The following is a 14,355-nucleotide window of genomic DNA, read 5'->3' as shown; positions in this document are numbered from 1 at the left end:
AGCGGCCGGCTTTCAACAGCTCGACGACCCGCTCACGGAACTCCGGCGGGTATGGGGGACGTGACTTCGGCATCGTGGGACCCTTTTCGCACAGCGGGTGGAACTCCACGAAACCGGGGCAACTTCAGTCCTTTGGGTTCTTGCCGCCCTCGATGGACTTGGCGAAGTTGTCCTTCACGCCCTCCTTCATTGTCTTCGCGAGACCGTGCCCCGCGCTTCGGTTGTCCTTCCAGGTCTGGACTCGGTCCTTGCCATCCTGGAGCTGCTGGCGGGCTGTTACCGTCGTGTCCAGCGGTTTGGGATACGTCTCCCAGTTCTCGAGACCCTTCGAATCCTGCTCCTCTTTCTTTGGGGCCGCGGGAGCTGGCTGTGTCTGGGGCTTGTCGTTCTTGGGCTCATGTCCGGGGACGTAGGGCCCCATCTGCAACCGCGGGGGCGTCGTCCCGGGGCTCGTGGGCTTGAAGGAGTCCTGGGGCGGCTGTGTCGCCGCCGGGACGGGCTTCTGTGTGGCCGGCGCGCGCTTCGACTTGGGCGGCTGTAGGGTCGCGGGCGAAGGCTTGACGGGAGGCGGCTTCGGCGGGTCGCGGCGGATAGGGGGCGGCGGCATGTGGAGGTTCCTCTCTTCGCTTCGAGATGGGCGTGGAAGGCGTCGCGCCATCCGCCAGCCGGCGAATGGCTGCCCATGTACTCGAGGAGAAAGAGGGGAGGCGCCTACCGGCGTCCCAAAAATCTCGCCTCAGGAGGCCCTCCAGCACGAGTCGGTTGTGCGTGAGCAGTGGCGGCAGGTTCCGCCGTGCTCGTAGCCAGCACCGCGTGCGGCTCGAAGCCCCGCATGGCTCAACGGTGATGGGTGAGCAGGTTCACCAGCCTTCCGAAGGGGTCGCGCACGAAGAATCTGCGCACGCCCCAAGGCTCGTCAGCCGGTCCATACTCTATCGGGATTCCCGCCTTCTTCACCCGAGTGAGGGCCGCATCGAGGTCGTCGACCTCGATGGACATGTCTGGCACTGGTGCGCCTGAGCCCCCTTGCGACATGAAGCTGATCTGCACAGTCATCGTTTCGCTTGAGCCGTAGGTTTCAATCCACCCCATATCCATCAGGACGTCGAGCCCGAGGACGTCCCGGTAGAATCGCTTGGCGGCGGCTGGCGTCGTCGCGCCCACATTGGTGACGATACGTAGGACCTTCACGACTGCCTCTCCTTGTCGTGCTTCGATGGGGCCATCTGCTTGCGAAGCGCTTCTTCCGTGAGCGCTTCCGTCTGCCCGCCGAGAAGCCACATGTGACTGAACAGGTCGCGCACGCGACCCTCGAGCTTGCCGTACGGTCGGTCCTCAAGGGGAAGCGGTTGGACTTCGGTCAGGGTTTCGTTTGGGGACATTGGCGCAATGTGCCCCGGGGCGGCCCGCCTCGTATTGAAGGAAATTGCCGCTCGTCGAGAGGTACGTGGTTGCGAGCCTCCTCCGACCGAGGGCGATACGCGGCGGGAGTGGCTCCCGAGAATGCCCTGAACTCGCGGACCAGATGTGCCTGGTCCGAAAACCCGTGCTCACCGGCCAAGGTGGTCCAGGTCATCTCCCCCCCGGCCGATTCGAGCACGCGCTGGAACCTGGCGATGCGCGCGAAGAGCTTGGGCTTGATGCCGACATGTACTTGAAACCGCTCAATGAGCCGGCGCGGCGAAAGGCCGAGTCGAACTCCTACGGCACGGACGCTCGCGCCGCCCATCAACAGCGAGCACGCGACCGCCACTGCTTCGTCGCGAGGCTTGGACGAGCGTGCCCGTGCGAGCAGCGCCGCCTCGAGCACGTCGAGCCGGGCCGCGGGAGTGGAGGCTTGCAGCAGGCGCTCACGAAGGATGGTGCCGTCACGCCCCCAGATTTCGTAGAGGTCGACGACCTTCCCGGTAAGTTCCGAGGCCGGCATGCCCAGAAACGGCGACGCACTCGCGGGGGCGAAGCTCACCCCGCAGATGGAGCGCTGGCAGGCAGTGTCGACGACTCTCGGTGCGGTGTAGGCGCCCTGAATCGCTACACCACGAGTCTTGTGTGCAAGGCGGCCGTCGAGCCTGTAGTCCCGGAACGTGTCCTCATGCAGATTGACCAGGAGCTGCATACGGCCAGACGGCAGCATGCGCTCGAAGCCGTGGGCGAGCTGCCCGTCGTATGTCCAGAGGGATTCCACGAGAGGAGCCAGAGTGGGGCTCCGAGGCTGGCGCGCGAGAATCATGGCAGCGCGACGGTAACAGAGCCGGGATGCACCACTGCGACGGATACGGAGTCCTCCTGCTGCTGAGCCAGCCCCGATTTCGTGGCGCTCCCGCTCTTTATGTGAAGGGGGAGGTTCAGGCGGCCAGCAGCACGCGGCGACGCAGCAAGTTTCAGCCCCGACACGCTGCTGCGGGGCACCTCTGCGTCGGAGAGCTTCCGCAGCTTCTCCTCGGCCCATCAACGGCGCCGCCGTCCCGGGGGGCTGAAACAATGTTGGTCGATTTCACGCAACGGTGTCGCACGGCCTGTCTCTTCCAGTCAGCAGGGGGGGGCATGGGGGCTCCCTGAGGACTCCTGGGAGGACGACATGAAGGCGGCGACACGGTACCTGGTGCTTCTGTCCATGCTGGTGGTGGGTTGCGGCGACTCAAGCGAAGGGGAGGGGGACGAAGACGGAAGCGGAGGCGGCTCGGACTCCGCGCTCAAGTGTGACACCGTGAGTTGGTGCAGCACGTGGGATGCGGACGGCGCGGAGGTGACGGATGCTCCCCCGCTGAACGGGGGGAAGCTGAGCGACGGCCTCTATCGCAGGGAGAGCGGTTCCAGCTATCCGTTTGCCATGCTCATCAAGGGGAAGTCCGTCCTCCTGATTGAGGCGGACTTGAGGAACGATTTGGGGACTTGGAAGGTGGAGAACAACCGTCTGGTCATGACCATCACGAGCCGCTGCTCAAACACTGAGAAGGAAACCTCGAACGAATCCTGGACCTGGGAGCACGCCTTCGCGGTCAAGAACGGCGTTCTCTATACGAAGGATTTGACCTGGGAGAGGCCCGTCGTCGCTTGGCGCAAGGTAGAGTCGCTGTGTGAGGAGTCCGCCTCGTTCAAGTGCATGGTGAGCAACTGCGCCTGTGAGTTCAAGACGAACACGTCCCTCCTGGGGCAGACGAGTTGCTTCTGAGCGCGGACATCACGGGCCTGGAGTGAGGGTAGAGCCCCCCATCACGGAGGGGCTCCGCCATGGGGCCTCCTGAAGCACGTGGTCCGCTGTCGTGAGGTTCAGTTCCCTGGCGCCCGCCGTGAGGGGGTGGGTATCACCGGCGGGCCCTTGGGGCTTGGAGCGACTCCGCCATCGTCTTGCGGTTGGGCGCGTCGCTGTCCAGGCGGATGAAGCCCGATGACCGCGCGTCCCACTCACTCGCATGGACGCGCTGCTGAAGGTGGCCTCGTGGCACCCATGACGCAGCGGGCTTCGAAGTCGCCGCCTCGGTCGCATGCTCGAGTGCCTGCGCGCGAACCGCCGCGGAGGGAACGCTCATCCCCATCCACGTGAAGAGGCGCTCCATGACGAGGGCCCGCTCGGGCTCGGCAAGGCCGCCGATGCTCGCACCGTGGTTGCCCTCCGGAGCGAAGTAGCGGAACGCGTCGTTGTCCTCGCGCACGGAAAATGCCGTGGCGGAATACGGGTCGTTCTCCCCGTAGATGAAGAGCATCCGCTTGCCGTGGTTGCGGACCCAGTGCTCCACCCGAAGCATGGCCCTCATGTCGAACGGCTCCGTCACAGGGAAGCTCACGTACACGTCGGGCGTGTTCTCCCCTGGGTAGCGCAGAAGCCCTCGCAGGTGATTCGCGGGGTAGCGCGACCAGCCCAACTGCGTCGCGGCTTGGTAGTAGGCGTACTCGAAGGGGGCGATGAAGCGGTCCGAGTAGGTGAAGGCAACGCCGACGACATCGTCCAGGAAGGCGAATGTCTCCGCCGCCGGCGCGCCGGCGGCGGGAATGCTCGCGCAAGCGGACGCGGTGCCGTACTGCCAGAAGTAGAAGGATGCCTCGACGGCGGAGAACTCCAGCGCGCGGTCCGGACCGCCCACGACGGTGAAGCCGGTGTTCCACTTCGTACCTAGCGCATCCACGAAGGGCAGCAGCTCCCCGCGGCGTAGCAGCACGTCCTGCTGGAAGGCCTCCAGCTTCGTGCGGCAGTCCGCATCCCCCAGCTCCGCGAGGAAGTGGACGTAGCGCACGTCGCGCAGCCCATGGTTGCTGGGCGCGACATACGGCAGGGTGGCGTCCACGTCATCCGGGTAGAAATAGCGGTGATACACGGCCGTCACGCCGCCCTTGCTGCCTCCGGTGGAGAGCCAGCGCGCGGGGTACAGGGGTTTGAAGGCCTGGACGGCGCGGTGGCTGTCGCTCGCGGCCTGGTAGATGGTGAGCAGCCGCGTATCCCGGGATGCCGGCACGGATGTCCCCATGAAGCGGTGCTCCACGGAGAGCTGGTTGGCACCGAGCAAGGCGGTGGGCTCGGCCTGCCAGGGCCTGGGCGCCAGCATGTAGCCCTCGGTGGAGAGCACCATGGGCGCGTCCACCGAGCGGTGAAGGAGCGTCATCCGGAGCTGGAAGCGCTCCCCTTGAGGACGCTCGTGGTCTGCGGGCTGTTCGAGCTGAAGCAAGAAGAAGCGTGTGCCCGGAAAGGGCGAGGGCTGCTCGAGGACAACGCTGAGCCCGGGAATGGATTGGAGCCGGGCGAGGATGTCCTCTGGCTCCGCCGCGGTCTCGAGCGCGGCCGCAGGCTGCTCCGATGAGGCTGGCTCCGCGAGGGATGTGTCCCCGCACGCCAGCAGCACCATGGCCAGCAGCAAGGCGGGCCTGTGAGTCTTCGTCATGGGATACACCAGGGGCCTTCGAGGTGCCGCTCAAACGCATGCCGTGCACCGCCATATCGGGCATGCCGGACACCAGCGGCGGAGTCCCGAGCACGAATCCCTCCGCGCCTCCAGCCCGGGAAGGTGGCGTCAACGAAGCATCAGTAGTTCCACGCGGTGCAGTCGGTCGTCGTGCGCGTGACGAACTCGGCCAGCGCGCGCATGTTCCTGACGAACGCGCTCGTATCGAGATGCCTCAACGGTGAACCTCGCCGGAAGACAGCACGTTATTGGCAACACCCCCGACTGGAGAGGGAGCCCACGCCCCAGTGGAAGCGCATGCGTGGAGACGCCTTCGCCGAGAAAGCTGGGATATGACGCAGCGTCCGAAAATCTCCAACGCAAGGCGTCAGGGACGGGCACCTATTGCATTGTCAGAAAAAGGTCGCTCCAGGAGCCACCAAGACTTCGGATGCATTGGCAAGAATCAAATCCTGTCGTAGACTTGTATAGCCGGATTAGCCGGCTCGATGAATGCGCCCCCTAATTGGAGTACACCCATGCGTTTGATTGCATCCATGCTCGCTGCGACTGCCCTTCTCGTTGGCTGTGGAGGGGAGGAGCAAGCTCCGGAGACCCTGCAGGAGGTGCCAGTGGCGCCCGCGCAGCAGAAGGATGGCGAGGGCTCGGTGACCGCGATGGCGGGCCCGTACTACTACGCGTGGTCGTCGGACAACGGGAAGCGGCTCGAGATCTGTGCCAACGACCTGACGGTGCACCGCTCCAACGGCTCGACCTGTACGCTGACTCGCGGGCAGACCTTCACCGTGTATAGCGGTGGCAGCGAGTGGGTTTCCGGCCACGCCTGGGGCAACTGCAACCTGGACGGCCAGGTGCAGAACGGCTGGTTCTGCTGAGACCGGTCGTCCCGGGGCCCGCGTGTGGCGCTTCGCCTTGCGCGGGCCTCGGTCCTTATCAGGATCCACGCGCACGACGGCGGCCTTCACCCTGTGTCCCGAGGAGTCGCGCGCACGCGCTCGGAGGTGCTCAGCGAGGAGCTGGATTTCGATTGCGCGGAGCGCGAAGCGGCCTGTCGCTTCAAGGCGCGCTACCGGCTGCGCAACGGAACATCCGAGGCGGAGGTCATCGATGCCGCCTTCCTGGGGCTCCGTAGGCGCGAGGTGTGCGTATGAGAGGTGGGCAGCAGCCCGGACGCATCCGCGCGCACACTGCCGGTGGCCGCGGACAGGCGGCTTCGGCACGAGGGCTCGCATGCGGTGGCGGAGCGGCGTCTCACGGCGGCGACCGCGCCCGAATGCCTCAACGTCACGCTGACGAATCGCAAGCCGTGGTGGGCTCCGGGCGGTGTGCAGCTGGGCCTGGGCGCGCGGCTGCGCCGCGGAGCCGTTCAGGTTTCGATGAAGCCGACCCTTGCCCCTCCCGAGCACGCAGGTTCCTTGGCCTGGTTGACCGACAGGGCGGCCCATGACACTCGGGAGTGCGCCGGCACGGAAGGCGTCGTGAGCCTCTGCGCGGCTGGCGATATCTGCGGCGCGCTCGGTCAATGTCGCCAGCCACGCCCAGCAGCGTGGTTCCCGTTCACCACGTCTTCAAGCACGAACCGCAGCTTCTGCACGCTGGGTGCAAAGGTCGGACAGCTCGTCGCGCAGGGTACGGCCGACGGCGCCGAGATTCGAACGGGCGTAGAGGGCAAGCTCGAGCCCGTCTACGACAGGAAATCCATCCTTTTCGCCCAGCACGCGATGGCCGGCCTGCACGCTACTCGCAGGCAACAGACTGACGCCGAGCCCAGCGCTCACCGCTGCACAGAGGCTTGCGAGGCTGGCACTCGAGTAGCCAATCCGCCACGCACGCCCGCGGCTCTCCAACGCGTGGATCATGTCCTGCCGATAGAGCGCCCCCACGGGGAACGCCACGAGCGGCAGAGCATCCGTGCCACCCTCGTACCTCGCCGTCACCGGCTGCGTCGCGCTGTCGATCCAGCACAGGGATTCCGCCCAGCGCGCATGGGAATCGCTGTCGGCGCCCCACTGCTTGACCAGCAACAGATCGAGCTCGCCGTTGCGGTAGAGGCGCAAGAGGTGGTGGCTCAACCCACACTCGACCTCCAGACGCAGGCGCGGTCGCTCGGCTGCGAAGCGCGTAAGCAGCGGCATCAGCGCTTCGCCCCCGAGATCCTCGGGCACACCTAATCGCAACACACCGCCGCTGCCGCCGGGGTTCAACTCAACGGTCGCCTCCTCGGCTAGGCGAAGGATCCGCTGCGCATAGCCAAGCAGGCGCTCCCCCTCTTCTGTGGGCACTACATGACGCTGGCTGCGGTTCAGCAGTCGGCAACCCAGGCTCTGCTCAAGGCGAATGAGCTGCTGGCTGACGGTCGATTGGGTCAGGTGCAGGCGCTCGCCGGCCCGGGTGAAATTTCCCGTTTCGACGACCGCGACGAAGCTTCGCAGCAAGAAGAGATCGAGCATGCGGGTGTCTCCACGATGGGCTCTCGGTCAAACTATTCAGAACTCCACTATGAGTCACTCTAGTATTTCGTTCTCGTATGAAATGGCAGGGGATTAGTGCACGTCGTCAGGAGGTGAAGTCGTGTCCCTGGCGAACATCTGGAGGGTGATGCTCACGACGCTGTTCACGATGGCCTGCGCAGCTTCTGCGGGAGCGGGGAATGGCGGCTTTCCATCGCCGCCCGAGGCGCACTTGCAGGCCGCGAGGGTTTCCCTCCACCGGCAGCCGGGTGGCCGATGTCGACATCGACAAGCAGGGCTTGAGCCGGGTCGTGGGGTACTTCTCGGGAGCCACGGACTTTGGCGATGGGCCGGTGACTCCCGTGCCCCCATCGACCGGGTTCGTGCTGGGACTTGCGCGCTGAGGTGAGGAGTTCGTCAGGGATCGTGCGCGAGCGACGGAAGTGAGTGTCTCCCGCGCCATGGGGACGAGCAGGCTCGCCGCGCCTCCTCGAAGAACTTCCTCGACGCCACGTGGGGAGGTGCCGGTCGCGTCGGGATGTCGCTCACTCGCATTGACGCACGACTTGATGCGTTCGTGACGCACCCAGGACGCAGCGACCGAATTTTGGGTAGGCACAGGAGCGTGCGCGGGCCCGAGGTTTGCCTTGCGCCTTGAGTGAGACTAAAGTGTCTCACATGGGACGAAAGCGAATCAGTGCGGCTCCGCCTGTCGCGTCTGGCTCGGATACTCGAGCGAGCATCTTGAGCGCTGCGGCTCGTGCGTTTGCGGTGGACCCCTCCGCGCCACTGGTCGATGTGGCCCGGTCCGCGGGGGTCGGACGGGCGACACTTCACCGGTACTTCGGCTCCCGAGAGGAACTCCTCCGCGAGGCAGGGTTGGACTCCCTGGTGCAGCTCGAACAGGCGTTGAAGGCGCACCGCTTCGAGCGGCTGGCGCCCGATGTGGCTCTGGAGTCCTTGGTGGGCGCACTGGCCCCATGGGGTGACAGGCTCCGGTTTCTCCTGGTCGTCTCCGAGCTGAGTCAGGAGCCCTCGCTCAAGGCCATCGAAGCCCGGGTGGACGAACAAATCATGCGCATCTTGTTGCGCGCCAGGGACGCAGGCGTGCTGCGCCAGGACCTCCCGAGCGCGTGGCTGTTCGCCACCTTCGAGGCGCTTCTGTACGCGGCCTGGACGGCGGTCGCCCAAGGTGACCTCGCCGCGAACGATGCCGCTCGAACGATTCACGAGACGCTGCTTCACGGCCATGGCACGGGGCACCTCACTGGCGCCAGGAAGGCGCGCCCACGATGACCCCGAATCCCTCGGAGCGGCTTCATGGCATCGATATCGCTCGAACCTGTGCCACCTGCGGGATGTTCGTGGTGCACGCGTTCCTCGTCCTGGGGCCTCCCAGTTCGGGTCTTTCGGGCTGGGAGCGCATCGTGTTCAACCTGACCGAAGGGCGCGCTGCCGCCACCTTCGTCCTCTTGGCGGGCCTGGGAGTGGGGCAGCTTCTCTCGCGGAGGGAAACCACCGACTCACGTCGCGTGCTGTGGCGTCGAGCCCTCTTCCTGGGGGGGCTGGGAGTTCTCAACCTCATCGTGTGGCCCGGCGACATCTTGCGGCTCTACGGCGTCGCGCTCTTGGCCGCGCCGTGGTTGCACCGCTGGTCATCCAAGGCGCTCTCGGGGCTTGTGGCCGCTCTCATTCTCATCTTTCCGCTCGCGGCCGTCTTCGTGGACTGGGATGCCCGTTGGGACTGGGCAACGCTCACGTACCGGGGCCTTTGGACTCCATCCGGCTTTACCCTCAACTTGGTGGTTGATGGCTTTCGTCCCTTGCTCCCCTGGTTGGCGTTCTTCGTGCTGGGCCTGCGGCTGGCCCGTCTCGACTGGCGCGACAGTGCCACGCCGCGGCGAATGCTGTGGGCGGGCATCTGTCTGTTCGTCCTGTCGGAGTTCGTCTCAGCGGGGCTGGTGAAGCTCGCGATTCAAAGCGCGATGGGCGAGCACCTGGGAGCAAACGTCGTGATGGCGCTCCTCGGCACGCACTCCCTTCCTTCCATGCCGCTGTTCATGCTCTCCGCGCTGGGTATCGCCTGCTTGGTCCTGGGGGGCAGCTTTGTCCTGGGGAACCACCTCCCGCGACGCATTCGGGAGGCGCTGGTGTCCACGGGGCGTCTGGCGTTGACCTGGTATCTGGGCCATGTGCTGTTGTTGGTGGGGCTCTCCGTCGCGGGCTACGGCAACCGCCTCTCCGCGCTAGCCGCCATGGGGGTGGCGTTCGCTGGATTCGCGGGTGTCATCGCCGTGTCGTACTTGCGAGGCGGAGCACCCATGCTGCTGGAGCGAATGCTCCGGCGCTTCTCCACATCGAGCCCAGGCCCCGGTCCTGACAAGGCGGCAGTCGTGCTGCCCCAAGACGTCGCTCCTGCTGCTGCTCGGCGGAGAGACGGCGAGGCTGCCAATCCATGAGAAGTGCATCTCCTCACGAACTCAACAGCCTCGCTCTTGGCCTCACTCCCTGAACCTCATTGGCTGACGCGCTGTTCGTGGCGCGGCCAATGGGCTGGGGAGCGGGCCCAGCCACAGAATTGGCCAGTTATCGTCCCGGCTACTATCCCTGCCTGCTGGTGTTGTTGCGGTGGGTGGGCCCACATCGCCTGCAACGCATACGCAGGACGGGGGCACCACGCCGCGTCAGCCAGCGACGAGCCTCCCGCCGGCTGCTGGCCTGTTTCATCTTCAACCGCCCGGCCTCCCCTGAACGCTTATCTCCGAAGTATTCGCCAGGGACGCGGGCCCCGTCACTTGACAACCCTGGGTGCCCCCGTTACCAGAAGGCAAACCGCTGACGTTCGAGGTTGATGCGCAGGAGGCCTAGATCACCCTGAGGCCCCGCCCACACACTGGGCGGAAATCGGCTGTTGAGACAGCCGAAGGGGGCGTCGTGTGCCCCTCTCCCGCATCAAATTGGCAGGATTCCTCCGTGAACGTCTCACGCAAGGAGCTGCGCGTCCTGAACGTGCTGGCTCAAGGCGGGCGTATTCTGAAGCACAAGGATGAGAACGGGCGTTTGACCCATGTGGCGTGTGTCACGCCAGAGGGCTGGCAGTTGTCGCTCTGCACGCTGGAGGTCTTCCAGCAGTTGAAGCGGCGAAAGCTCATCTCCTCGGTGAAGGGCGGCCCGTACCTCATCACCAGGCTGGGGCTTCAAGCGCTCTGCGGAAGTTCAAAGACACGCTAGTGATGAACTCAGAATTGCCTCAAGAGGTCTCGGATGCACCCGAGTAGCCGTTCAGGGGTGGTGCGGAGTGCTGGCGGAGGCAGAGCGCAGCACGACGCCCGGTGAAGTCGTGGCGCTCCTGCGCCGGGAAGGGCTGTACTCCTCGTTGGTGAGTGCGTGGCGGTTCCAGCGCGATGCAGGGGAGTTATCAGCTTGAGGATGTGTGCAGTCCCGTGCAGCAACCTGCGCACCTTCTTGCGCCCCGACGTCGGGCGATCAGAGCAGCGGCTGGGACTCCCTTTGGGCCACTGAAATGGCAGCCCCGGCACATCCAGTGCACTGGTCGCACAGTGCGCTAGCGATGGTGGCACCGGAGCGCTGTGTTCCGAGGAAGGCGCATCGTGTCAGCCGAGCATCGCTTGTCGAATGGGAACGATTGCTTGCGAGGGGCAGGTCACCGCATGCGTACCACCCGGCAATTCGCCAGACGGAGCTCCCTGTGGCGCGAACGCGGTGTGCTCGGACGGAGCCTGCGTTGCCTGTACCGCTGGTGAGGCGTGCGTCTCTTCGACCCCTTGTCGCACCGCCACCATCGAATGTTCCACCGGAGCGCCGCCGGAGTTCCCGCGCGGAAAGTAGATGCGCGGGCGTGCTTCCGTGTGCATAAAGAGCCCATGCGCCGTCCCCTCTGCGCCCCGCTCCTGCTCGCGCTCGCCCTGCTGCTGGGGGCATGTGACCGCCAGGACCGCTATGACCGCCCCGGCACGCCGGTGCCGGAGAGCCTGTGGGCGGAGACGCTGGAGGGCGAGCGCATCGACCGGGCGGCGCTGCTGGGCCGCCCCTGGGTCATCAACGTGTGGGCCCCAGGCTGACACGCCTGCGCTCGGGAGTTGCCCGAGCTCGAAGCCCTGAGGAGTGAGTACGAGGCGCGCGGCGTCGGTTTCCTCGCGCTTTCGCTCAACCCCAGCGAGGCGCGCAACCGCGAGACTGCGGCTGCGCTGGGGGTGCACATGACCGTGGCCACGGCGAAGGGCGAGGTGCTGGGCCCGCTGCGCATCTCCACCGTGCCCGCCACCGTCTTCATCAACCGCGAGGGCGTGGTGGTGGCGGCCGTCAACGGCGAGCGCTCACGCGGGTTCTACGCGCGGCGCCTGGAGGCGCTGCTCGCTGCGCCGTAGTTGCTGGATCGGGCCCGCAACCGTCTTACCTGGGCCGTCATGATGCGCGTCTTGGCGCAGGCACCCCGCAGCGACCGAATTCTGGCTAGGCACACCGGGAGCCAGGCCCCCCTCGGCGCTCCCACCTCGGGCTCCATCTTGTCCGATGCGTGGCGCGGGGCCGACTCTATGCCGGGTTCTTCCGCCTCGCTGTAGTAGGTTGACGTGAATGGTACGCACTTCAAGGCTGGTGTTGCTCGGGTTCTTCATCCTCGCCTCCGCCGCGTCCGCCCAGGCTGGCGCCGCGAGGTCCATCGGGGAGGCATCGAAGCGAGTGGAGCGTGCGCGCGCCGACCTCGCGACGGCAGTGCAGCGGATCGAAGTGGAGCCGCCGCGCAACGCCGACCTCGACGCCGCCCTCGCGGCGGTGGAGGCGCTGAAGGTCGCGCTCGACGCCGGAGCGAGCTTCGAGACGGAGGACCTCGAGTACGCGAAGCTGGTCCTGGCAGCGCGCAAGCAGCTCCGGACGCAGCGGGAGTACGTCGACGAGCGCCGGGCCAAGGTCCACATCCACGAGTACCGCCGACGCATCGACGGCGCGCTCGCGCCCCTGAACGAGCGCATGGCGAAGCTCGGCCAGGGTGACCCGGGCTCCAAGGCGATGGACGATGCCCGCGCCGCGGTGGACGCGCTCGTGAAGTTGGCGGAGGAGGGCCGGCCTCTCAAGAGCCAGGACCCGAAGTTCTCCACGTACCTCACCGAGGTCGAGGCGACCCTCGCCCGTCACCAGAAGACGCTCGACGAGCGGTGGCTGCAGCTGTCGGCGCAGAAGCAGCGGGGCCTTCTGGATGAGAGCCGCAAGACCCTGGCGAGCTCGCTCAACGAGGTGGGCAAGGCCTGGTCGGACGAGAAGTTCGCCGCCACCGACAAGGCGGTGGCCGCGCTGCAGAAGCAGCTTGAGGAGGGCAGGCCGCTCGAGGCGCAGGACAAGGCCTATCGCGCGGAGGCGGAGAAGGCCCGCGCCGAGGTCACCCAGGCCAGGCGTCGGATGGATGAGCTCGTGGCGCAGGCGGGTGTCTCGCGGGTCAAGGTGGAGCTGGAGCCTGCCCATGAAGAGCTCCGTGCGTCCGCCAAGGCGCTTCGGGTGAAGCGGCCCGCGCCCGAGCAGCTCTCCGAGGCCAAGACCGCGGCGTTCGTCGTCCGGAAGCTGGTGGACAAGTACGAGCCGCAGGCGGCGAGGAGCCAGGCCATTGGCCAGTATCTCGCCGAGGTGAAGAACACGCTCGTCGAAGTGGAGGTGGCGCTCCAGGTCCGCACCCTCGACGCGGCGCGCGCCGAGGTCGTCCAGGCGCTGCGGAACGTCGAGAAGCGGTCCGTGACCGCCGAGCAGTTCGAGGAGGCGAAGACAGCGATGGTCATCCTGGAGAAGACGCTCGAGACGGTCCACGTGAAGAACCCCGCCATCAGCCCGGTCGCCGCTGACGCGCGTCAGCTCCTCAAGGACGGGCGGGCGACGATGGAGCGGCGCCGGTACGAGGTCGACCTGCAGCAGCAGCGCGCGAAGGTGGACGAGGCCCGGAAGAACGCGGTGGCGCTGGTCTCCCAGGTCCAGAAGGAGACGCCCTCGGAGGCGCAGCTCCAGGCGGCGGAGAACGCGGTCAAGCAGATTGGCGTGGTGCTGGAGGCGGGTGCCGCCCTCGTCAAGAAGGACCGTGATTACGCCCTGTACGCCAAGGAGTCGAAGGAGCGGATGGCGGAGCTGAACGACCGCATCACCCGGCGGAAGATTGTCCTGGCCGCGGCGGATGCCCGGGTCCAGCTCGCGTCCCGGCTGGCCGCCACGAAGGAGCAGCTCGAGGTCGCCAAGGCGATCTCGGCGACCGACGCCGAGGTTGAGACCGCCTCGAAGAGCGTGGACGAGATCATGCAGATGTTCGAGACGCACGCGGCGCTGGAGCGGCAGGACGCGGGCTACGCTGCGTCCGCCGAGCGGTCGCGCGCCGACTGGCTGAAGATGGTCGAGGCGCTCGAGTTCGCGAAGCAGGTGAGGGCGCTGCGCCGGCTGACCGGTGAGGCGCTGGACGTCGCCGGCAAGGCGGCGGCATCCGCCGCGTCCTCCACGGACCTGCGCAAGCGCAGGGCCCTGTACACGAGCGCTGCGGAGAAGCTCAAGGCTTGCCAGGATGAGGGCGCCCGGATGGTGAAGGAGAACGCCGGCCTCGCGGCGGTTGACGTGCTCGTGGACGGGGTCCGCACCCAGCCCCAGGACGTGATGGCCCAGTGTGCCCAGAAGGCAGAGACCCTGCAGGCGCCCCTGAAGCGCGTCGACGTGGAGCTCCGGTTCCAAGAGGGCCAGCGGAAGGCCTACGACGCGGCGAAGGCCCACCTCTCCAAGGGACGCAAGAACGAGGCGCTCGCGCAGCTCAACGATTGCATCGCGGAGGGGCGCATCCTCGAGAACCGATACCCCGACTTCAAGGAGCAGAAGTTCGACATCGGCGGCGCCAGCATGAGCATGTTGGAGCTGGTCCAGGTCTGCGCGAAGGAGCGCAAGGCGCTGCAGCCTTCCCCTTGAGCCACCGCTCCAGGGCCCTTCGTTCAGCTCCCCGAATGAAGCCCCGCGCGGAGCGCGAGCCAGAGTCC

13 protein-coding genes and 1 pseudogene are annotated in these 14,355 nt (G+C 66.5%); 9 read left to right on the top strand and 5 right to left on the bottom strand.

The annotated features are described in order from the left end of the window. Positions 1 to 124: 124 nt before the first annotated feature. The 3 genes from FMQ63_RS15865 to FMQ63_RS15855 all read right to left on the bottom strand — a co-directional run bounded on the left by FMQ63_RS15865 (position 125) and on the right by FMQ63_RS15855 (position 2,185). Positions 125 to 607 (bottom strand): hypothetical protein, encoded by a 483-nt coding sequence (locus tag FMQ63_RS15865; protein WP_020477694.1) that lies wholly within the window; start codon positions 605 to 607, stop codon positions 125 to 127. Positions 608 to 837: 230 nt separating this feature from the next. Next, entirely contained in the window at positions 838 to 1,191 is a 354-nt protein-coding gene (locus tag FMQ63_RS15860) for a VOC family protein (RefSeq protein WP_011551828.1), read from the bottom strand. Positions 1,192 to 1,360: 169 nt separating this feature from the next. Next, positions 1,361 to 2,185 carry an AraC family transcriptional regulator gene (locus FMQ63_RS15855; protein ID WP_225909819.1) on the bottom strand — a complete coding sequence of 275 codons (825 nt, stop codon included), beginning with the start codon at positions 2,183 to 2,185 and terminating at the stop codon, positions 1,361 to 1,363. 393 nt (positions 2,186 to 2,578) lie between these two features. On the opposite strand from FMQ63_RS15855, the gene FMQ63_RS15850 reads away from it, so the two are divergent. Continuing rightward, complete coding sequence (locus FMQ63_RS15850) at positions 2,579 to 3,172, top strand: hypothetical protein (RefSeq protein ID WP_011551830.1); 594 nt, start codon at positions 2,579 to 2,581, stop codon at positions 3,170 to 3,172. 133 nt (positions 3,173 to 3,305) lie between these two features. Here FMQ63_RS15850 and FMQ63_RS15845 read toward each other — a convergent pair whose 3' ends face one another. Continuing rightward, on the bottom strand, positions 3,306 to 4,874 hold the full coding sequence (locus FMQ63_RS15845; RefSeq protein WP_020477692.1) for a S28 family serine protease: 1,569 nt from the start codon (positions 4,872 to 4,874) through the stop codon (positions 3,306 to 3,308). A 557-nt stretch (positions 4,875 to 5,431) separates the two neighbouring features. Between FMQ63_RS15845 and FMQ63_RS15840 the strand changes: the two genes are divergently transcribed. Then, complete coding sequence (locus tag FMQ63_RS15840; protein WP_228556431.1) at positions 5,432 to 5,770, top strand: hypothetical protein; 339 nt, start codon at positions 5,432 to 5,434, stop codon at positions 5,768 to 5,770. Positions 5,771 to 5,863: 93 nt separating this feature from the next. Then, complete coding sequence (locus FMQ63_RS37970; protein ID WP_020477690.1) at positions 5,864 to 6,046, top strand: hypothetical protein; 183 nt, start codon at positions 5,864 to 5,866, stop codon at positions 6,044 to 6,046. Positions 6,047 to 6,463: 417 nt separating this feature from the next. On the opposite strand, the gene FMQ63_RS15830 is transcribed toward FMQ63_RS37970, so the two are convergent. Continuing rightward, positions 6,464 to 7,345, bottom strand: a complete 882-nt coding sequence (locus FMQ63_RS15830) for a LysR family transcriptional regulator (RefSeq protein WP_011551836.1) — start codon at positions 7,343 to 7,345, stop codon at positions 6,464 to 6,466. Between the two features lie 678 nt (positions 7,346 to 8,023). Between FMQ63_RS15830 and FMQ63_RS38735 the strand changes: the two are divergent. The 6 genes and pseudogenes from FMQ63_RS38735 to FMQ63_RS15800 all read left to right on the top strand — a co-directional run. Further along, positions 8,024 to 8,209, top strand: a pseudogene (locus FMQ63_RS38735) (helix-turn-helix domain-containing protein); the annotation flags it as partial. A 15-nt stretch (positions 8,210 to 8,224) separates the two neighbouring features. After that, positions 8,225 to 8,641 (top strand): hypothetical protein, encoded by a 417-nt coding sequence (locus tag FMQ63_RS15825; protein ID WP_020477689.1) that lies wholly within the window; start codon positions 8,225 to 8,227, stop codon positions 8,639 to 8,641. Beyond that, positions 8,638 to 9,804, top strand: a complete 1,167-nt coding sequence (locus tag FMQ63_RS15820; RefSeq protein ID WP_011551838.1) for a DUF418 domain-containing protein — start codon at positions 8,638 to 8,640, stop codon at positions 9,802 to 9,804. Before FMQ63_RS15825 ends, FMQ63_RS15820 begins: the two co-directional genes overlap by 4 nt. 514 nt (positions 9,805 to 10,318) lie before the next feature. After that, positions 10,319 to 10,576 carry a YjhX family toxin gene (locus FMQ63_RS15815; RefSeq protein WP_020477688.1) on the top strand — a complete coding sequence of 86 codons (258 nt, stop codon included), beginning with the start codon at positions 10,319 to 10,321 and terminating at the stop codon, positions 10,574 to 10,576. A 653-nt stretch (positions 10,577 to 11,229) separates the two neighbouring features. Then, positions 11,230 to 11,733, top strand: coding sequence for a TlpA disulfide reductase family protein (locus tag FMQ63_RS15810; protein WP_100248062.1), 504 nt, complete (start codon positions 11,230 to 11,232; stop codon positions 11,731 to 11,733). Positions 11,734 to 11,941: 208 nt separating this feature from the next. After that, entirely contained in the window at positions 11,942 to 14,287 is a 2,346-nt protein-coding gene (locus tag FMQ63_RS15800; protein WP_011551841.1) for a hypothetical protein, read from the top strand. The last annotated feature ends 68 nt before the right edge of the window (positions 14,288 to 14,355 follow it).

This window comes from Myxococcus sp. CA005 (assembly GCF_006518205.1).
Taxonomy (GTDB): domain Bacteria; phylum Myxococcota; class Myxococcia; order Myxococcales; family Myxococcaceae; genus Myxococcus; species Myxococcus xanthus.
The sequence above is the reverse complement of the archived record's forward strand: the minus strand, read 5'-3'. Positions and strand labels throughout refer to the sequence as shown.